The organism is Propioniciclava sp. LT294 (assembly GCF_059516005.1).
The window spans coordinates 1-19,130 of the sequence record NZ_JCAKNG010000001.1 but is presented as its reverse complement, the minus strand read 5'-3'; the positions used below and the strand labels follow the sequence as shown (position 1 = coordinate 19,130).

The window sequence follows — 19,130 nt, the reverse complement described above, 5'->3', positions numbered from 1 at the left end:
CATGACCGAAGCGCCGCTCCCGGCTCCCTCGCGCACCGCGGGGGCCACGATGGACGCGGTGGCCGAGCGTGCCGGCGTGTCCCGGGCCACGGTCTCACGGACCCTGGCCGGCCGCGTCCCGGTCTCCGACGAGACCCGCGAGAAGGTGCTGCGCGCGGTGAACGAGCTCGGGTACGTGCCCAACCTGGCGGCGTCCGCCCTCGCCGGGAGTGGTGGACGCCTCGGGTCCGGCCTGGTCGGTCTCCTCTTGCGCGACCCCCGGACGCCCGCTTACGGACACCTGCACAGCGAGTTGCAGGCGGCCACCGATCAAGCCGGGCTGCAACTGGTCACGATGGTGCCCTCGGCCGGGCAGGGCGCGTCGTTCGAGCGCCGCGCCCTGGAGCGCCTGCTCGGCCTGCGGGTGAGCGGCCTGTTCGTGGCCACCGGGGTCGTGCGCCCCGAGGAGCTGACGCCCTTCATGTCGGTGGTTCCGGTGATCTCGGTCGGGCGCATGGAGTGGAACCCCCAGATCTACGGTGTCAGCTACGACGAGGAGGCCCACGCCGGCATGCTCGCCGCGATGGTCGCCGAACGTGGCCACCGCCGGGTGTCCGTGGTGATCCCGGGTCCCGACGTCTCCACCGCCGAGCACGTGCGTGGCACCATGATCGCGGCACGCCTGCGGGATCGGGACGTCGACGTGGAGGAGATCCCCGCACCCACCTTCGGGTGGATCGGCGAGCACAGCAGCACCGTGATCGACATCGTCCGCAAGCGGAAGGTCACCGCCGCGATGTTCACCTCCGACCGCCGGGCACTGCACTTCCTCGACCTCGCCCACGCCGCTGGCCTGCGCGTCCCCGAGGACGTGTCGGTCACCGGCTGCGACGGCATCCTCCCCGGCTTGGGCTTCGTTTCACTGGCGACCCTTCGCCTGCCGGTCGAGTCGGTCGCCCGGCGTGCCGCGGAGGTCATGCACGAGATGATCAACTCGCCCGGACAGGTGAGCCCGAAGCACGAACTCCAGCAGGGCATCCCCATCAGTGGCAGCACCCTCGACGTCCCGCGACGCAAGCCACGCGCCTGAACGCGGTGTCGAGCGGCCAACGGGGGTTCCCTGGGTGTCGCACCGCGTGGGCCGGGCCGCGCATCACCTCCCTGTCCGCCGCCGACAACATCGGCGGATCCGACGGCGGACGCAGGATCGGTGGCTCCTCATGGTGAACGCCGCCGGCCCGCGATGGACCCCACTTGGTGGGGAGGGGTCACCTATCAGTCGACGTACTCGATCTCGATGTCGGCGACGTCCTCGTCCTCGAGGTTGACGACGATGTTGTCGGGGGTGCGCGTGGTCATCCAGATGAGCTCCTCGGTATGGGAGCAGTTGCCCTCGATGTGGGGCATGAAGGGCGGCACGAAGACGAAGTCGCCCTCGTTCATGTAGATGATCTTCTCGTAGCGGTGGCCGTAGCGGATGTAGCCGCGACCCTTGAACACATAGCCACCGGTCTGGGCCTCGCCGTGGTGGTGTGCGCCCGAGACCTCGCCGGGGCCGGTGTAGACCTTGCCGAACCAGATCTTTGTGGCGGCCGTGTTCTCCTTGGCCACGCCGTTGTAGCGGCGGGCGTTGCTGGTCTGGCCGGTTTCGGGCTGGAGCTCGTCGGCGCGGGTGACCTTCAGCTGCTCCTCGTTGCGGGTGAGTGGGGCGTCGGACATGGTGGGTTTCCTTTCTGGGTCGGTGTTCTAGGTGAGGTCTTCGGTGGGGCGGCGCATCATCAAGGCGGCACGGCGGACGATGCACACGACCTCGTCGCGTTGGTTGATGCCGCGGTGCTCGATGCTGACGATGCCGGTGGTGGGGCGCTTCTCCGAGATGCGGGTCTCGTAGGCCTCGGTCTCGACCCGCAGGGTGTCGCCGATGAAGACCGGCTTGGGGAACGTGATGTCGGAGAATCCGAGGTTTCCCAGCGTCGTGCCCAAGGTGGTCTCCTGCACCGGGATGCCGGTGACAAGTCCCAGGGTGAAGATGCTGTTCACGATCCGTTGGCCGTACATGCTCTGCGCTGCGAACTCGGTGTCGAGGTGCAGTGGCTGCACGTTCATCGTGAGTGCGGTGAACATGAGGTTGTCGGTCTCGGTGACCGTGCGGGTCACCGGGTGCTTGATGACCTCGCCGATGACGAAGTCCTCGTAGTACATGGCCATGTCAGTCCTCTTGGTCGATGTTGATGCCCGCCAGCCGCAGCTGTTCCTCGGCGTTGCGCGCGTGGGCGAGGTCGATGTGGTCGCCGCGGTACATGACGGCTCCGTGCCCGGATGCCTCGCCCGCGCGGAAGGCGTGCACCAAGCCGGTGAGGTAGTCCACCTGCGTTTCGGTGAGCTCGTACTCCTCGTTGGCGATTGACGCGTGGCTGGGGTGGATGATCACCTGGCCCGTGTAGCCGAGCGCTCGGTTGGCCTGGGCGAAGCCCCGCATCCCATCGAGGTTCCGCACGTCCTGCCACAACCCGAGCACGATGCATCGGACGTCGGCCGCACGGGCGGCCACGACCGCCTTGCTCCGCAGGTAGAGCGTCTCGAGGCCCTCGGCACTCCACGTGAAACCCACCTCGCGGGAGACGTCCGCGTCCTTGGCCGCAGCGGCCATCACGGCGCCGACCCGCGGGCCGGCGAGGATCTCGTCGACCTTCGCGATGGACGCCGCGGTCTCCAGGGAGGGCATCACTTCCGTCGAGCCGCGCTCGACGCCGTTGGCCAGTTCGGCGGCGGTGATGACCCCGTCGAAGCGCACCACGTCGTCGCGGGAGAACAACTTCGGCAGCAGCAGCCCGGTCAGGCCCGGTCGGACGACGGCGGCCACGTCCTCGCCGAACCACGCGGTATCGAGCGCGTTGACCCGCACCAGCACGCCCTTCCCGGGCGCGGTCGCCAACACGTCGACGACGTTCGCACGGGCATGCTCCTTCGCGTCGGCTGGCACCGAGTCCTCGAGGTCGATGATGATCGCCTGCGCGGGGGAGGCGAGCGCCTTGTCGATCCAGTCCCGCTTGTGGCCGGGGACGAACAGCAGTGAGCGGTAGGGCTTCATCACGCCGCTTCCGCAAGGGTGGCCAGCGCGGTGCCGGCGGCGACCGTGTCGCCAACCGCGACACTCACCCCGTTGACAACCCCGGGGATGGGCGCGGTCACCGGGTTCTCCATCTTCATGGCTTCGACCACGAACAGGATGTCGCCCGCGTTCACGGACTGCCCGTCGGCCACCTCGACCCGCACGACCGTACCCTGCATCGGGGCCTTGAGCGTGCCGTCGAACGCCGCGGCGCGCTTGGCGCGTGCCTGGCGTGGCCGCCCATTACCCTCGAATCCGTTGCTGTCCGCCGCGGACACCGCAGGCACCGCCGGGCCTGGCACGGACACGACGCCTTCGGTGAACACCGGGATCGTGTAGTAGCGACCGCCGACGACGACCTCCTGGCGCGAGACCGGCTCCGCGCCCAGCGATGCGAAATCGATCGCCCCCGACTCGAGCCATCCTGTGTGGTGGGTGACGCCCCGGAAGTCGGCGTGGCGCAGGACTGCTCGCACGGCCGGGATCGCAGTCTCCACACCCCCGACGACCACCTCACCCAACGCCTTGTCCAAGCGCTCGATGGCCTCGTCTCGGGTCGGCGCCCACGCGATGAGCTTGCCCATCAGGTTGTCGTAGAACGGCTGGACCGTGTCGCCGGCCTCGTAGCCGGCGTCCCAACGCAAGCCCTCGCCGGTGGGCGCGTCGAGCGCCGTGATCGGGCCAGGATTCGGCAGGAACGCACCGTCGGCGACCGACTCGGCGTTGATGCGGGCCTCGATCGCCACGCCGTTGGGCGTCGCGCCTGAGATCAGGGTCAGCGGGTGGCCTGCGGCCACGCGGATCTGCTCGGCAACCAGATCAACGCCCTGCACCAGCTCGGTGACGGGATGCTCGACTTGGATACGGGTGTTCATCTCCAGGAAGTAGAACTTGTCGCCATCGACCAGGAACTCGACGGTCCCGGCGCCGCGGTAGCCCACCTCGGACGCCAGGCGCGCCGACGCCTCGCCCATGCTGCGGCGCACCTCGTCTGACAGGCCGGGGGCGGGTGCCTCCTCAATGACCTTCTGGTGGCGTCGCTGCACTGAGCAGTCGCGGTCGCCGACCCAGACGGAGTTGCCGTGGGCGTCCGCGAAGACCTGGACCTCGACGTGTCGGGCGTCCACGACGTAGCGCTCGACGTAGAGGTCGCCGTTGCCGAACGCCTTCACCGCCTCGCGGCTCGCCGAGTCGAACGCCGCTGCGACCTCGCCGGGAGCGTTGATGCGGCGCATGCCCCTTCCGCCGCCACCCGCGGATGCCTTCACCAGCAAGGGGTAACCATGCTCGGCGCCGAAGGCGGCCACCTCGTCGGCCGACTCGACGACACCCTCAGATCCGGGCGCCAACGGCACTCCGGCCTGGATCGCCAGCGATCGAGCGGCGACCTTCTCACCCATCGCAGTGATCGCCGACGGGGGCGGGCCGATGAAGACGAGACCAGCGTCCACCACCGCCTGCGCGAAGGTGGCGTTCTCGGCCAGGAAGCCGTAGCCGGGGTGCACCGCTTGAGCGCCCGTCTTCACCGCTGCCGCCACGATCGCGTCGACGTTGAGGTAGTTCTCGGACGCCGGGCCGTCGCCGAGGTCGACCGCCTCGTCGGCGGTGCGGACGTGGAGCGCGCCAGCATCGGCGGCGGAGTGGATCGCCACGGTGTCGATCCCCATCTCGTTGCAGGTGCGCATTATGCGCACGGCGATCTCGCCGCGGTTGGCGATGAGCAACTTGTCGAACACGGGCCGGTCCACGGCTTCCTCCTGCATCGGTGTCGGGTTCATTGGGCGTTCCAGCCGAGCTGGACCTTCAGGACGTGCTTCTGCAGCTTGCCTGCGGCGGAACGGGGGAGTTCTTCGGGCTGGACGAAGGCCATCACCTTCGGGATCTTGTAGCCGGCGAGGTGCTGACGCAGGAAGGTGCGGATCTCGTCCTCGGTGGCGGTGGCCTCGTGGCGCAGCACGACGGCGGCGCGCACCTCCTCGTCCCACTTCGGGTCTGGTACGCCGACCACTGCGGCCTCGAGGATCGCCGGGTGCAGGTGCATCGCCTGTTCGACCTCGGCGGCGTACACGTTCTCGCCGCCGGTCTTGATCATTTCCTTCAGCCGGTCCCGGAAGTAGTAGTAGCCGTCCTCGCGGGCGACGATGTCGCCGGTGTGCAGCCAGCCGCCTCGGAGCGCGGCCGCCGTCTCCTCGGGGCGGTTGTAGTAGCGCGTCATCAGATTGGGGCCGCGGACGCACAGTTCCCCGAGTTCGCCGTCGGGCACCTCCCGGCCGTCGGGGTCGACAACCTTGACCTGGGTCAGGAAGTACTCCTGGCCCATCGAGCCGTCGACGTCGGGGCGCAGGACGTCCTCGGGGCGGAGTCGCGTGACCATGGGGCCCGCCTCGGTCAATCCGTAGCGGAAGTACAGGTCCGTGTCGGGCATGAGTTCCGCGAAGCGCTGCTTGTCGGGCAGGCGGAGCAGACCGGCGCCGGTGTGCACGGCCTTGAGTGATGAGCGAACGGCGGGCTCGTCCATCACGCCGTTCTGCATCAGGCGACGCAGCATGTTCGGAATCATGAAGGTGTTGGTCACCTTCTCCTTCTCGGCGGCCTCGACGAAGGACTCCTCGTCGAACTTGGCCGCGATGACGCTGGTTGCGCCGGCGACATAGTGGGTGTGGAGCCAGCACAGCAGTCCCGCCGAGTGGAACAGCGGCACCACGACCAGGCCGCGGTCGCCGGCTCGAGCACCCAGCCGGGCGTCCACCATCTCGTTGATGGCGTTCGCCGCCGCCGCACGGTGGCTGAGGACGACACCCTTGGGCGTCCCGGTGCTGCCGCCGGTGTAGAGGATGCACAGAGGGTCGTCGAGGGTCACCCGGCTGCGGTACGGCGCCTGGTTCTCCAGCCGCATCTTCTCCAGCTGTTCGTTGCGCAGGACGAGGGGGAGTGCGCGGTCCGCCTCCGTCGAGAGCAGCGCGAGCGCCTGATCGAGCAGTTCCTCCTGCGACGGCTCAACGAGGATCATCGGGGCGGCGGTCTCGCGGATGCCCGCTGCCAGTTCGGAAGGAGTCCAGCGCCAGTTGTAGCCGACGTAGACCGCCCCCGCGGCGGCCAGGCCCAAATAGGCTTCCGCGTTGAAGAGCGAGCTGGTCGCGAGGACGCCGACACGGTCGCCAGTGCCGAGACCCCGCTTGTGGAGCGCGCGCGCCAGTCCCCAGGCCCGGACGGCGGCCTCACCGTGGGTCACCCGCCCATCGGCGGCCACGAAGGCCTCTTTCTGTGGGTGACGACGGTAGTTGAGATGGATCATCTCGGCGAGGGTCAGCATTGGCACTCCTTACGAACGAACGTTCGTTCATAAGATAACCACGGCCCCCTCCCTTTGGCAAGGGGGGTGTTCCTAGGCGGCCTTGAGGAGCCTGGTCACGCGGGTGTCGGAGTCCGTCACGTTGAGCTCGCGCAGGTGCATGCGCAGGTAGTCACCGATGATGTCATCCAGCGGGCGCGGTCCCTCGGGCCGGTACCAGCTGGCCAGGTGGTTGCCGTTGGCCACCATGCTGTAGACGTGCATCCGGGGGGTGAGGACCTCGGCCAGTCCCGCCTCGCCGGCATTGGCAACCAGCCGTTCGAGGCGGAGCTGGTAGTCGTGGCGCTTCGCCACGATGGTCGCGCGTGCCTCGCCCTCGAGGTTGCGGAGCTCGGCGTTGCCGATGAAGACCTCGCGTGCGCGCTCGGCGTGGAACCGAAGGTGGACGGACAGCGCGGCCAGCAGGGTGTCGACCGCATCGCCCGTGACGGTCACGGCCTGCTCGTGGAGGACCAGAAGGTCGTCCATGATGCCGCCCATGATCTGCAGCAACAGGTCGTCCTTGCCGGCGATGTGGTTGTAGAGGCTGCCGACCTTGAGGCCCGATGCGGCCGCGACTTCGCGCAGGCTCGTCCCGTGGTACCCCTGCCTGAAGAAGAGCTCGGTGGCCTCCCGACGGATCGTCGCCGCCGTTTCTCTGCCGCTCATGGTCCCTCCTTCGTCATTGACAGCCGCCGTGGCTGGCACCACACTACTACGCAAACGAACGTTTGTTAGGAACTCCACATGCGTCTTTTCGAGAAAGTCACCATCGGGGGCCAAGTCGCCGCGAACCGTATGGTGCTCCCACCCTTGACGAGGTCGCGCGCCGATGAGGACGGGATGCCCAACGCCTTGATGGCACTGTATTACGGGCAACGTTCCGGAGCGGGTCTGGTGGTCTCCGAGGGGACGGTCGTGTCGCCGCAGGGGGTGGCCTATCCCCGCGTGCCCGGCATTTACACTGCAGAGCAGGCAGAGGCATGGCGTCCCATCGTCGCTGGGATCCATGACGGGGGCGCGCTCGCCTACTGCCAGCTGTGGCACGTGGGGCGCCAGTCCCACTCGTCGGTGCAACCCGACGGCCTGCCCCCGCTGGCCCCCTCGGCGGTGCCCGTGCAGAACTTCCAGTACCGCAGCCTCAACGGCCGCATCCCGTACGAGGTTCCCCGCGAACTCACCGTCGAGCAGATTCACGAGATCATCCAGCAGTACGCCACGGCAGCCGCCAACGCCCGCGCGGCGGGGTTCGACGGGGTCGAGTTGCACGGCGCCAACGGCTACCTGATCGACCAGTTCCTCAACACCAGTGCCAACCGGCGAACCGACCACTTCGGCGGTAGCATCGAGAACCGGACGCGCTTCCTGGCCTTGCTGCTCGAGGCGCTGGCCGATGTCCTCCCCCTGGAGCGGGTCGGTGTCCGGTTGTCGCCGTCGTCGGATTGGATGGACATGCTCGACGACGACAAGCGGGGCGTGTACTCGGCAGCGATCCAGGTCCTGAACCACGCCGGCGTCGGTTACCTCCACCTCGTGGAGCCCGCCATCGCCGGCTCGACCTCGACCCAGCGCGCCCACGACGCCGTCGAGTCGGCCTTCTACGCCCGCCAGTTCCACGACGTCGTCATCGTCACCGGCGACCACACGCTGGCCAGCGCCGAGCAGCTCCTCGCCGACGGTGTGGCTGACATGGTGGGCTTCGGCCGGCTGTTCATCGCGAACCCCGACCTCCCCGAACGGTTCCGCCGCGGCGCCCGCCTCAACGAGGTGCGCGCGAAGGGCTTCTACAGCGGCGGCGTCGAGGGCTACACCGACTACCCCACCTTGGAAGCAGACGACCTCACCCCCGTGAAGGATGTGCACCCATGACCCAGCGGACCGTTCTCATCACCGGAGCCGGCGGCGGCATGTGCCGCGGCATCAACCGGCGCCTTGCCGATGCCGGCCACAGGCTCGTGCTCGTCGACGTCTCGGAGGCCGGGGTGACGCGCGCACGCGAGGAGCTCGGCGAGGCCTCCGCCGGAGCCCACGCATTCGCGGCCAACCTCACCGATGAGGCCGACGTCGCGGGGCTGGTGGACGCGGTCGCGTCCGAGGTCGGCCCGGTGGACGCGCTGGTCAATGCCGCCGGCATCCTGGATCGTCTCCCGCTCGTCGACTGCACGGTGGCCGACTTCCGCCGCAGCATCGAGGTCAACCTCGTCGCACCGTACGCGATGATCCGTGCCTTCACACCCGGCATGGTCGAGCGCGGGTGGGGCCGTGTCGTCAACATCTCCTCCATCGCGGGCCTCACCGGCTATCCGTACCCGAGCTACGCCGCCTCCAAGGGTGGCCTGACCAACCTGACCCGGGCCCTCGTGGTCGACTTCAAGGGCACCGGGGTCACCATCAACGCCATCAACCCCGGCGTCGTGGACACCCCCATGGTCATCCAGTCCGTGCGGGACGCCGTGGCCGACAAGGTGCCCACCGAAACGGTGATCGACCCAGAGGAGATCGGCGGCCTGGTCGCCCACCTGCTCACCGACGATGCTCGCAACATCAACGGTGCGAACCTGCTCATCGATGGGGGAGCGATCAGCTACTTCCAGCTCATCGATCCGCGTGGCTGACGGCGGCGGCGTCCACGTCACGGGCCATGCCCAGCGGGCGGCCTGGCGGGCCCGCCAGCTGCCGCCCGTGGAAAGGCTGCCGCACGGGGCGTGGTCGATCCCGGTTCCCTTCCCCGGCAACCCCATGCGCTACACCCTGTGTTACGTGGTCGAGGGGCGTGACGGGGCGACGGTGATCGACCCGGGGTTCGACTCCTCCACGGGCTGGGCTCACCTGGTCGACGGCCTCGTCCTCGCCGACATCGGGCTGCGTGAGGTTTCCGGCATCGTCGCCACACACTTCCACACCGACCATCTCGGGATGGCTGGGCGACTGGCCGACGCCACAGGCGCCTGGGTCGCAATGGGGGAGCACGAACTCCGCTACATCACGGCGGTCGATGACGTCCGGGCCGAGGAGGAGGCAGACCGGCATCGGATGCACACCTGGGGCGTCCCGGCTGACCGCATCCCCGAGGCCATCCTGCCCGCAGCGGGACTCAGGGAGATGCAGGGCTTCCGCGATCCCGACGTGCGCCTTGTCGAGGGGGAGGCCATCAGGTTGGGTGACACGACCGCGGTCGTGCACCACACCCCGGGACACACGCCGGGACACGTCTGCCTGTGGGACACCGCATCGGGGGTCGCATACGCGGGGGACCACCTGCTGCCCCGGATCACCTCCAACGTCGCCCTGGAAATGCGCGCGCCCCAGAACCCGCTGGCCACGCTGGTGGGCGCCCTCGAGCGGACGCTGGTGGCTCCCGACCTGGAGGTGCTGCCCGCGCACGAGTTCCGCTTTCGCGGGCTGGCGGCGCGATCGCGCCAGCTGCTCGACCACGTCCACGCCCGCACGGCCGAGGTGGGGGACGCCGTGGCGACCCAACCCAATCCCACCGTCTGGTCGGTGGCCCAGCGCGTGCACTGGTCACGCGGATTCGACGAACTCCGGGGGCTGGCGTTGCGGCTGGCCCTGGCCGAGACGGCCGCGCACCTGCAGTGGCTGATGGCGCGCGACGAGACTCAGCCGCTGCCCGGGCTGACCTCCTCGAGCAACGGCTGAGCCGCCTCAGGCAAGCGGTTCCCGGATCTGGTCGGTGTCGACCAAGAACCACTCCATCGACTCGAGGAACTCGTCCTCGTGGGCGAAGATGAGGCCTGCGGCGTCGGAGGAGAACGCCACGGCCACGTCCTTCATCGTGTCGAAGTAGAGCTCGGCGATGCCGTCGTGGGGCCACCGCTTGTCCTTGTGGGACACCGCCGGGTGCTGCAGGTACCGGCGCAGCCCGGGCAGTTTGGCCACGAGCGGGGGGTGCGTGACAGCCCACTCTTGCTCGAAGTGCTCCCGGGTCGTGCCGGCCTTGCGGGTCAGCACCGCCATCACCTTGATCATTGGACATCGCCCTCAGACCGGCGTGACAGCCTGGCGGCGCGCCACCGGCACTCGCTTGCGCTTCGTGTACAACGCCAGCCGGCGGATCAGGTCCTCGCGCAGCGAGTTTGCAGGCACGACGGCCTCGACGGCGTTGGCGTCGGCGATCTTGAACACGTCGATCTGCTCGGCGTACTCGGCGTGCTTCTCAGCGACGAACTTGGCACGCTCGGCCGGGTCCTCAATCGCGTGGATCTCGTTGTAGTAGATGCCGTTGACCGCAGCATCCGGGCCCATGAGCGCCGGGCGCGCTGTCGGCAGGGCGATCACGGCGTCCGGGTTCATGGGCGCACCCGACATGGCGAGGTAACCGCCGCCATAGGCCTTGCGGACCAGCACCGTGATGCGCGGCACCCGGCATTCGGAAACGGCGAAGATCATCTTCGCGCCGTGGCGGATGATGCCCTGCCGCTCGACGGCCGAGCCGATCATGTAGCCGGCGATGTCGGCCAGGAACAGGATCGGGATGTTGTAGGCGTTGCAGATCCAGATGAAGCGGGCGGCCTTGTCGGAGCTGTCGGTGAAGATCGAGCCGCCCATGTGCTTGGGCTGGTTGGCCACGATCCCCACCGGACGCCCCGCCATGCGGGCGAAGCCGGTGAGCATCTCGGGGGCGAAGAGCTCCTTGTACGGGAACCAGGTCTCGGCGTCGACGAGCGACTCGATGAACTCCTCCATGTCGAACACCTCGGCCTCACGCAAGGGCACGATCTCCTCGATAGTGCGGCCTTCGCGCGGCTCCGCAGGTGCGCCGATGGGCGGCTCGACCTCCCAATTGGCGGGCAGGTACGACAGCCACACGCGGACCGCGGCGATGGCCTCGGCGTCGTCCTCGACGAGGACGTCTCCCAGGCCCGAGACGGTGCAGTGCATCTCGGCGCCACCCATCTCCTCCAGGGTGACCCTCTCGCCGGTGACCATCTCCGCGAGCCGCGGTGAGCCCAGGTACGCGGTCGCGTGGCCGCGCACCATGATCGTCAGGTCGCACAGGGCGGGGATGTACGCCGAGCCGGCGGGGGAGGGGCCGAACAGGGCGGTCACCTGCGGGATGCGCCCCGACATCTGTACCTGGTTGTAGAAGATGTTCCCCCAGGCGTACCGCCCGGCGAAGCTCTCGAACTGCTCGTCGATGCGCGCGCCGGCAGAGTCGAAGAGGTAGACGATCGGGATCCCGGCGGCATCGGCCTTCTTTTGGGCGTTGACGATCTTCTCGAACGTCTTGTTTCCCCACGTACCGGCCTTGACCGAGTAGTCGTTGGCGATGACGCAGACCTCGCGCCCGTCGATGTAGCCGAACGCCGTGACCACGGCGTCGCCAGGCAGGCCGGCCTCGAAGCGGGCCAGCAGGCCGTCCTCGAGGTAGTCGCCGTCGAAGAGCAACTCGAGCCGCTCGCGGACGAGCATCTTGCCGCTCGCCTTGATCTTGTCGCGGCTCTTCTGCGAACCGCCGATACGCGCGGCGGCGAGGCTGTGCTGCAGGCGCTCGTGCACCGTCGTGTGAGCCGTGGTGGGCGTCGCAGTCATGATGGGGACCTCCATGTCGACCAAATGATGTCTCAGTTATATACGAACGAACGATTGTTCGTCTAGTGTGGTGATCACGAAGATTGGAGGCACACATGGAACAAAGCAGTTCCCGCACGCTGGGTCGCCCCGACCACCACTGGGAGGACCTCCTGCCGGGGGACGTCGTGGTCAGCCCCGGCGTCACCATGACCGACGCCCACCTCGTCACGTGGGCCGGCTTGACCGGCGACAACGTGTCGCTGCACCTCGACGCCGACGTCGCTGCCGCGACCGACTTCGGCCAGCGCATCGCGCACGGCCCGATGACCCTGGCCCTGGCGCTGGGCTACCTGACCCACACCGGCTACTTCAGCAACGTCATCGCCTGGCTGGGGCTGGACGAGGTGCGCGCCACCGCCCCGGTGTTCGTCGGGGACACGCTGCACGCCGAGGCCACCGTCGAAGCGGCCCGGGAGACCAGCCGTCCCGAGCGCGGCCTGTGGACCCTGTCGTACCGCGTCCTGAAGGGCGACGGCACGCAGGTGATGACGTTCCGGAGCAGCTTTCTCGTCAAGCGCCGTGGGGAGGCCTGAGATGGGCGTCCCCACCTGGCACGACCCGAACGAGCTCCGCTCGGCTCTGCGCGACTTCCTCTCCACGCACGCCACCCACGAGCGGCTCGCCGACTTCGACGAGCGTGAGGCCTTCGACGTGGACTTCTACCGCAGTCTCGTCCGCGCCGGGTTCCTTCAGCTGGACGCCGACCCCGGCGTCCACGGCCCCTCCAGCCGAGCCCAAGCGATCGTGCTCGAGGAACTCGGCGCGACCGCCACCTCGATCGGGGTGGCCTGCGTCGTCCAGTTCATGGGCGTCCACCTGCTGGAGACCCGAGCCACGCCCGAACAGAAGACCAGATGGCTCCAGCCGCTGTACGCCGGCGACATGCACATGTCGTTCGCGCTGAGCGAGCCGGACGGCGGCACCGATGTCGCCCGCGCCATGAAGACGACGGCTGAGCGCCATCCCGAGGGCGGGTGGGTGCTCAACGGGGCCAAGAAGTGGATCGGCGCCGCCAACCACTCCAACTACCTGATCGTGCTGGCCCGGACGGCGCCCATCGAGCGCTCCTCGATCGACGGCATCTCGATGTTCATCGTCCCGACCTCCACGGCGGGTGTGTCGGCTTCGGTGATCGACACGATGGGCATCCGGGGGCTGGAGCAGAACGACGTTCAGTTCGACGACGTGCGGGTGGGCGACGAGGCGTTGATGGGCGAGGAGGGCCGCGGCTTTCGCTACGTGCTGGCCACCCTCAACGGCGAGCGACTCAATGCCGCCGCGGTGGCCCTCGGGATCGGTCGCGGTGCGCTGGATGCGGCCGTGGCCTGGGCGAAGCAGCGCGAGGCGTTCGGACGTCCGGTGGGCGCGTTCCAGGCCCTCCAGCACTCCCTGGTGGATGCGGCCATGGAGGTCGAGGCGGCACGCCTCATGCTGGAGAAGGCACTCATCGCATCCGACGTCGCAGGAGAGCCCGACGAGGTTCCCTCGGCCATGGCCAAACTCGCGGCATCGCGGGCGGGGACCACGGCGTCCGACGTGGGGATGCGGGTGATGGCCGGCTGGGGGTTCGCGCGGTTCTCACCGATGCAGCGGTACTTCCGGGATGCGCGGCTGTACACGTTTGCGCCCCTCACCGACGAGATGACCAAGAACTACCTGGGGGAGAAGTTGCTCGGACTGCCGCGCTCCTTCTGACCTCGACAAGGCGCAAGGCCCCGGACCGTGAGGTCCGGGGCCTTGTGTTCGTACGCGGCTACTCCTTCAGGGAGGGCAACGAGAGGGCCATGTCGGGCGCGGCGACCAGCACGTTGAGCACGACCAGAGTCACGATGATGAACTGCCGCTGCCTTTGAAGACCTCCGTGAGGGGGAAGCGCTGGCCGAGGTCCACCTGTGGGTCCTGCGCGCTGCGGTGCACCACGAAGCTCGGGATGCCGTTGAGCAACACCAGCAGAAGCTCGTGGAAGCTCCCAACCGACCAAACCGTTGTCTGCCAGGCAAGAAGCGTCGTTGACGCACGCTGGTGGCCCCGGACGGCAGGGTCCGGGGCCACCAGTCCTGTCTGGATCAGTAAGAGGTCTTGACGACGAACTTGCCGTTCTCGACACCCAGGACAGCCAGACCCGTCAGAGTTGTCGGGCCGTGGTAGTCGGGGGTGAAGTTGTAGATCGCGTTCACGCCAACGAGGCCCTGCGTCTTGTTCTCCAGCGCGTCGCGCAGCGCGTCACGGGTGGCTTGGACGTCGCTCTTCAGCTCGATCTGCTTCAGGCCGGCCTCGAGGATGGTCGCGCCGTCCCAGCCGTTGGCCGCGTACTGGCCAGGAGCCTCGTTGTGCGCGCTCTGGTAGGCGTCGACGAGTGCCTTGGTGACGGCGTGCTGCTTGTCATCGGCGCTCATGGACTCGTAGGCGAGCACCTTGGAGCCCTGCAGGATGGTGCCTTCGGCCGCCGCGCCCGCGTTGGTGATGTAGGCGGGGGACCCTGCGCCGGGGGCGTGGAAGATGGCCGGCTTGAAGTTCAGCGACGTCGCCGTCTTGGCCACGACCGCGTTCGCCGGGTTGACCGCCCAGACCATCACCACGTCGGGGTTGGCCGAGCTCAGCTTGGAGAGTTGCGCGGTGACGTCGGTAGCGTCGGCGTTGAACACCTCCTTGCCTACCAGCTCGAGGCCGGCGGCCGTCACCTGCTCGTCGAACGACTTGGCGGCGTCTTGTCCGTACCCGTTGTTCGTTGACAACAGAGCGACCTTCGTCCAGCCCTGCTCCTTGGCGTACTGCATCTGGGCCTTGAGGCTGAGCTTGGTGTCGAGGTACTCCTTGAACATGTAGGCGGCTTCATCGGCGGGCTGCACGATCGCCTCAGCGGAGGCCAGTGCGATGACGGGGGTCTTCAGCTGCTTGCTGAACGGCCGCAGGGCAATGGCCTCGCCCGAGGAGCTGGGGCCGATCACGGCGTGGACTTGGTCCTGCGTGACCAGCTTGCGCAACTGGTTGACCGCGTTGCCCTCGTTGCTGGCCGTGTCGGCCACGACGAGCTCGATCTTGTGGCCGTTGATGCCGCCGGCATCGTTGAGCTTCTTCATGTAGAGCTCAACCGCCTGCTTCTCAGGCACACCCAGCGCGGCGTAGCTTCCGGTCAACGCCACGAGGACGCCCACCTTGTAGGATTCGCCCGCGCCAGCGTTGCCGCCGGGGGCGGCCGGGGCGCCGCCGCTACTGCACCCGGCGAGCAGGACGGTGACGGCCGCGGCCGTCGCGATGAGGAACTTGGCGCCTCTGCGGTGGGTCATGGGGTCCATCCCTTTCTGTTCGGACGCCGGATTGGATTCGGCCCGGTCCGTCCATTGACACGTCGTTGCGTCAGGGCCTAAGTTCAACGAACAAACGTTCGTCTGTCAAGGTTCCTGGCAAAGAAGCAGAACCCAAATTCCACCGAAAGGGGTGACAACACCGTGGATCTCATCCTGCAACTCCTCTTCACCGCTGCCGGGCTGGGTGCCCTGTACGGGGCGATCGGCATCGCGTTCGTGGTGATCCATCGCATGACCGGAATGGTCAACTTCGCCCAAGGCGACATCGCAGTCGCCGGCGCATTCGGCGCGGTCGTGGCGTCGCGGTTCCTCCCGCCCATCCTGGCCATCGTTGTCGGTGGCGTCGTCGGGGCGCTGGTGAGCGTCGCCATGTACTTCCTGGCCGTGCGCCCGCTCCGCGCGCAAGGACTTCTGGTGCAGACCATCGTCACGCTCGGTGTCGGCATCGCGATCAGCGCCACTGTCCAACTGATCTTCGGCACGGCGCCCCACCAGTTCCCGCCCATCACCAGCGGGGCCTCGTTCCAGGTGGGCGGCGCCTCCATCCCGCAACAGACCGTGTGGCTGCTGGTGATGACCATCTTCCTCTACGTCACGTTGACCCTGTTCTTCGACCGCACGCTGGTGGGCAAGGCACTGAGCGCCTGCGCGGTCAACCGCTACGCCGCAGGCGTCGTCGGCATCAATCTCGGCCTGATGGCGACCATCGCCTTCGCGGTCTCGGGATCGGTCGCCGGCATCATCCTGTCGGCCCAGGTGCCGACCTCGTTCGTCTCGGTGGGTGCCGGCTTCGCGTTCGGCCTGAAGGGGTTCATCGCCGCCATCCTCGGCGGCTTCGACAAGCTCGGGCTGACTCTCGTGGGCGGCTTCCTGATCGCGATCGTGGAGGTCTACTCGGCGCGGTTCATCTCCACCGCGTACGCCGACACGATCGTGTTCGTGCTCCTCATCGCCCTGCTCGTGCTGCGGCCGCAGGGCCTGACCCGCGCCCTGGTGGTGGACCGTGTCTGAAGCCCGTTTGATCGAAACCACGCGCCGGCCGCGTGCCCGCGCCTTCTCGCCGATCCGCATCGGGGCGGTCTCCGCCTGGGTGGTGGCCACGATCGTGCTCGGCCTCACCTTGGGCACCTACCACACCGGTATCGGCGCCAACGTGGCGATTCTCGCCCTCCTGGCCCTCGGCATGGTGCTCGTCACCGGGTATGCCGGTCAGTTCTCCCTCGCGACCGGCGCCTTCTACGGCATCGGTGCCTATGGATCTGCGTTGCTCACCGCGCAACTGGGCATCCCCGCTCTCCTCGCACTCCTGGGTGCGGCCTTGGTGGCCGGTGCGGTGGCGTGGCTGCTGGGCTCCCCGATCTTCCGCCTCCGCGGGCACTTCCTCGCCATGGCGACGCTGGCACTGACCGAGATCTTCTACCTCGTCGTGAACAACGCGACGATCACCGGTGGCTCGTCCGGCATGGGTGTGCAGCCCTTGACGTTCGGTGGCGTGGCACTCATGGACACCTCGCAGCACTTCATCCTGAACTGGCTCGTGGTCGGGGTGGCCGTCTGGGCGGCGCACAACTTGGGTCGCAGCAGAGAGGGGCGCGCACTGAAGGCGATCCGCGGCCATGAGACCGCTGCGGCGTCCGCTGGCATCGACATCCGCAGCTCGAAGACACGCATCTTCGTGGCGTCGGCGATCCTCGGCTCGTTGGCCGGGTCGCTCTACGCACACCAGATCATGTACGTGAACCCGCCGCCCTTCGGCGTGCACACCGTCATCAGCGTGCTGGCTCTCGTCGTGCTGGGTGGTCTGCGCAGCCCATGGGGCGCCGTGATCGGTGCGCTCCTCATCGAGGCGCTCAGCCAGGGTATCGAGAGGGTCGTCACCACCTTGTGGGGATCGGGGGCTGCAGGCGCTGGTGAGAGCCTCTTCTTCGGTCTCATGCTGTGCCTGATCCTCATCTTCCGCCCCGAGGGCGCGGTCGGTCTGATCACGTACCTGTGGGGTCAGTTCCGACCGGTGCCGAAGCCCGACCCGGTTGCGGACATGACGCACGACGGAGTCGACATGGCCACGCTCCGGCGTCAGGGGGACACTGAGCACGGCACGCCCCAGGTGGGTGCAGAAGTGCTGTCCGCACAGGGGTTGACCAAGCGGTTCGGAGGCGTCGTGGCCGTCAACGACATCACCCTCGACCTGCACGCGGGCGAGGTGCTGGCGGTGATCGGCCCCAATGGTGCCGGCAAGTCGACCTTGGTCAACCTGCTGTCGGGCAACCTCAAGCCCACCTCGGGCTCGATTCAGATGAACGGCGAGGACGTCACGACGGCCCCCGCCCACGTCATGGCGCGCCAAGGGCTGGCCCGTACATTCCAGACCCCCTGCCTGTTCGAGGACATGAGCGTCATCGACACCGTGAAGGTGGGTGCCCACCTGCAGGGGAAGGTCGGGGCCTGACCCCGGTTCTTGGACACGCTGAATCCAGCACTTGGTGCTGGGGAAGCGAGATGATCCGAGATATGGCTAGGAAGAACTACTCCGAGGAGTTCCGTCGTCAGGCCGTCGACTTGTACGAGTCCACGCCGGGGGCCACGGTCCGCGGCATCGCTGAGGACCTGGGCATCGTGCGCGGCACATTGCGGCACTGGCTCGAGGTCTACGGCACCGGCAAGAAGACCGCTGCTGACGGGACGCTGACCTCCAGTCCGCTGCAGTCCAAGCCCTCGACCGCGGGCCCGTCTGCACCGGTCGATGAGTCGGCGGAGCAGAAGATCGCCCGGCTGGAGGCACGGGTGAACGAGCTCGAGCTCGAGACCACCAAGCTGACCACCGAGCGGGAGATCCTCCAGCGGGCGGCCAAGTATTTCGCCGGGGAGACGCGCTGGTGAGTCGCTTCCAGTTCGTCGCCGACAACTCCGCCACCTTCGAGGTGAAGCGACTGTGCCAGCTCGTCGAGATCGAGCGTTCCTCCTACTACGCCTGGAAAGCCGGGGCGCCGGCACGCGAGGAGCGTGCCCGGGCAGATGCTCAGCTCGCCGAGCGGATCCGAGCCGTCCACACACAGGACAACACCCAGGGTGCGCCACGGATCACCGCCGAGCTCAACGACAACGCGCCTGACGGTGAGCGCGTGAACCACAAGCGGGTCGCCAGGGTGATGCGCCTGGAGGGCATCCGCGGCTACGTGAAGAAGCGTCGGGTGCGAACCACGATCCCCGAGCCGTCGGGGCACAAGCACCCCGACCTGCTCAAGCGCCACTTCACCGCCGACGCGCCGAACCGCCGCTACGTCGGCGACATCACCTACCTGCCATTGGCCGACGGGACGAACCTCTACCTGGCCACCGTCATCGACTGCTACTCCCGGCGGCTCGCCGGCTGGGCCCTGGCCGACCACATGCGGACCGAGTTGGTCGAGGACGCCCTCAACGCGGCTGCCTCAACCCGGGGGCGGCTCACGGGTGCGATCTTCCACAGTGACCACGGGTCGGTCTACTGCTCCAAGGACTACGCCAAGCTGTGCACCAACCTCGGCGTCACCCAATCCATGGGTGCAGTCGGCTCGTCGGCCGACAACGCGTTGGCTGAATCGTTCAACGCCGCGATGAAGCGCGAGGTCCTCCAAGACGCTGCCTGCTGGCCCGACGAGCTGACCTGCCGTCGCGAACTCTTCCGCTGGCTCGTCCGCTACAACACCCGACGCCGTCACTCTTGGTGCGGCTACCTGTCCCCATCCACCTACGAGGCCCGCCGGGCCACTACGCTGCAGACCGCCGCGTAATCACACCCCGTGTCCAGAATCCGGGGGTAAGGCCC

At 68.0% G+C, this 19,130-nt stretch carries 18 protein-coding genes; 9 read left to right on the top strand and 9 right to left on the bottom strand.

Features of this window, described 5'->3' with window-relative positions; genetic code table 11:
- Window position 1: 1 nt before the first annotated feature.
- Window positions 2-1,069 carry a LacI family DNA-binding transcriptional regulator gene (locus AC5YDA_RS00090; RefSeq protein ID WP_496192676.1) on the top strand — a complete coding sequence of 356 codons (1,068 nt, stop codon included), beginning with the start codon at window positions 2-4 and terminating at the stop codon, window positions 1,067-1,069.
- Between the two features lie 185 nt (window positions 1,070-1,254).
- Here the strand turns inward: AC5YDA_RS00090 and AC5YDA_RS00085 are convergent, their stop codons facing one another.
- The 6 genes from AC5YDA_RS00085 to AC5YDA_RS00060 form a co-directional block, all read right to left on the bottom strand.
- The gene (locus AC5YDA_RS00085; RefSeq protein WP_496192675.1) at window positions 1,255-1,698 is read right to left on the bottom strand and encodes a cupin domain-containing protein; all 444 of its coding nucleotides are present in this window, start codon (window positions 1,696-1,698) and stop codon (window positions 1,255-1,257) included.
- A 27-nt stretch (window positions 1,699-1,725) separates the two neighbouring features.
- A complete protein-coding gene (locus AC5YDA_RS00080) occupies window positions 1,726-2,187 on the bottom strand; it encodes a MaoC family dehydratase (RefSeq protein ID WP_496192674.1) in 462 nt (153 codons plus the stop codon).
- Between the two features lies 1 nt (window position 2,188).
- Window positions 2,189-3,070, bottom strand: coding sequence for an HpcH/HpaI aldolase/citrate lyase family protein (locus tag AC5YDA_RS00075; RefSeq protein ID WP_496192673.1), 882 nt, complete (start codon window positions 3,068-3,070; stop codon window positions 2,189-2,191).
- A complete protein-coding gene (locus AC5YDA_RS00070; RefSeq protein ID WP_496192672.1) occupies window positions 3,070-4,839 on the bottom strand; it encodes an acetyl/propionyl/methylcrotonyl-CoA carboxylase subunit alpha in 1,770 nt (589 codons plus the stop codon). Before AC5YDA_RS00070 ends, AC5YDA_RS00075 begins: the two co-directional genes overlap by 1 nt.
- A gap of 26 nt (window positions 4,840-4,865) precedes the next feature.
- Window positions 4,866-6,404, bottom strand: a complete 1,539-nt coding sequence (locus AC5YDA_RS00065; protein WP_496192671.1) for a class I adenylate-forming enzyme family protein — start codon at window positions 6,402-6,404, stop codon at window positions 4,866-4,868.
- A gap of 72 nt (window positions 6,405-6,476) precedes the next feature.
- Window positions 6,477-7,091 carry a TetR/AcrR family transcriptional regulator gene (locus AC5YDA_RS00060; protein WP_496192670.1) on the bottom strand — a complete coding sequence of 205 codons (615 nt, stop codon included), beginning with the start codon at window positions 7,089-7,091 and terminating at the stop codon, window positions 6,477-6,479.
- Between the two features lie 78 nt (window positions 7,092-7,169).
- On the opposite strand from AC5YDA_RS00060, the gene AC5YDA_RS00055 reads away from it, so the two are divergent.
- The 3 genes from AC5YDA_RS00055 to AC5YDA_RS00045 are packed head-to-tail and all read left to right on the top strand — an operon-like array spanning window position 7,170 to window position 10,079.
- A complete protein-coding gene (locus AC5YDA_RS00055; protein WP_496192669.1) occupies window positions 7,170-8,291 on the top strand; it encodes an alkene reductase in 1,122 nt (373 codons plus the stop codon).
- A complete protein-coding gene (locus AC5YDA_RS00050; RefSeq protein WP_496192668.1) occupies window positions 8,288-9,037 on the top strand; it encodes an SDR family NAD(P)-dependent oxidoreductase in 750 nt (249 codons plus the stop codon). Before AC5YDA_RS00055 ends, AC5YDA_RS00050 begins: the two co-directional genes overlap by 4 nt.
- Window positions 9,030-10,079: an MBL fold metallo-hydrolase gene (locus AC5YDA_RS00045; RefSeq protein WP_496192667.1), complete on the top strand. Its 1,050-nt coding sequence runs from the start codon at window positions 9,030-9,032 to the stop codon at window positions 10,077-10,079. The genes AC5YDA_RS00050 and AC5YDA_RS00045 overlap by 8 nt, the downstream gene beginning before the upstream one ends.
- A 6-nt stretch (window positions 10,080-10,085) precedes the next feature.
- Here AC5YDA_RS00045 and AC5YDA_RS00040 read toward each other — a convergent pair whose 3' ends face one another.
- Both AC5YDA_RS00040 and AC5YDA_RS00035 read right to left on the bottom strand, forming a co-directional pair.
- On the bottom strand, window positions 10,086-10,409 hold the full coding sequence (locus AC5YDA_RS00040) for an EthD family reductase (RefSeq protein WP_496192666.1): 324 nt from the start codon (window positions 10,407-10,409) through the stop codon (window positions 10,086-10,088).
- A 12-nt stretch (window positions 10,410-10,421) separates the two neighbouring features.
- The gene (locus tag AC5YDA_RS00035) at window positions 10,422-11,972 is read right to left on the bottom strand and encodes an acyl-CoA carboxylase subunit beta (RefSeq protein ID WP_496192665.1); all 1,551 of its coding nucleotides are present in this window, start codon (window positions 11,970-11,972) and stop codon (window positions 10,422-10,424) included.
- A 95-nt stretch (window positions 11,973-12,067) separates the two neighbouring features.
- Between AC5YDA_RS00035 and AC5YDA_RS00030 the strand changes: the two genes are divergently transcribed.
- Both AC5YDA_RS00030 and AC5YDA_RS00025 read left to right on the top strand, forming a co-directional pair.
- Window positions 12,068-12,547 carry a MaoC family dehydratase gene (locus AC5YDA_RS00030; protein ID WP_496192664.1) on the top strand — a complete coding sequence of 160 codons (480 nt, stop codon included), beginning with the start codon at window positions 12,068-12,070 and terminating at the stop codon, window positions 12,545-12,547.
- Window position 12,548: 1 nt separating this feature from the next.
- Complete coding sequence (locus AC5YDA_RS00025; protein ID WP_496192663.1) at window positions 12,549-13,709, top strand: acyl-CoA dehydrogenase family protein; 1,161 nt, start codon at window positions 12,549-12,551, stop codon at window positions 13,707-13,709.
- Window positions 13,710-14,080: 371 nt separating this feature from the next.
- Here the strand turns inward: AC5YDA_RS00025 and AC5YDA_RS00020 are convergent, their stop codons facing one another.
- The gene (locus tag AC5YDA_RS00020) at window positions 14,081-15,301 is read right to left on the bottom strand and encodes an ABC transporter substrate-binding protein (RefSeq protein ID WP_496192662.1); all 1,221 of its coding nucleotides are present in this window, start codon (window positions 15,299-15,301) and stop codon (window positions 14,081-14,083) included.
- A 162-nt stretch (window positions 15,302-15,463) separates the two neighbouring features.
- On the opposite strand from AC5YDA_RS00020, the gene AC5YDA_RS00015 reads away from it, so the two are divergent.
- The 3 genes from AC5YDA_RS00015 to AC5YDA_RS00005 all read left to right on the top strand — a co-directional run bounded on the left by AC5YDA_RS00015 (window position 15,464) and on the right by AC5YDA_RS00005 (window position 19,095).
- A complete protein-coding gene (locus AC5YDA_RS00015; protein WP_496192661.1) occupies window positions 15,464-16,333 on the top strand; it encodes a branched-chain amino acid ABC transporter permease in 870 nt (289 codons plus the stop codon).
- Window positions 16,326-17,771 (top strand): ABC transporter permease subunit, encoded by a 1,446-nt coding sequence (locus tag AC5YDA_RS00010; RefSeq protein ID WP_496192660.1) that lies wholly within the window; start codon window positions 16,326-16,328, stop codon window positions 17,769-17,771. The genes AC5YDA_RS00015 and AC5YDA_RS00010 overlap by 8 nt, the downstream gene beginning before the upstream one ends.
- A gap of 62 nt (window positions 17,772-17,833) precedes the next feature.
- A protein-coding gene (locus tag AC5YDA_RS00005) for an IS3 family transposase (protein WP_496184194.1) occupies window positions 17,834-19,095 on the top strand; the annotation gives its coding sequence in 2 pieces (ribosomal slippage) (window positions 17,834-18,182 and window positions 18,182-19,095; 1,263 coding nt in all).
- Window positions 19,096-19,130: the final 35 nt, after the last annotated feature.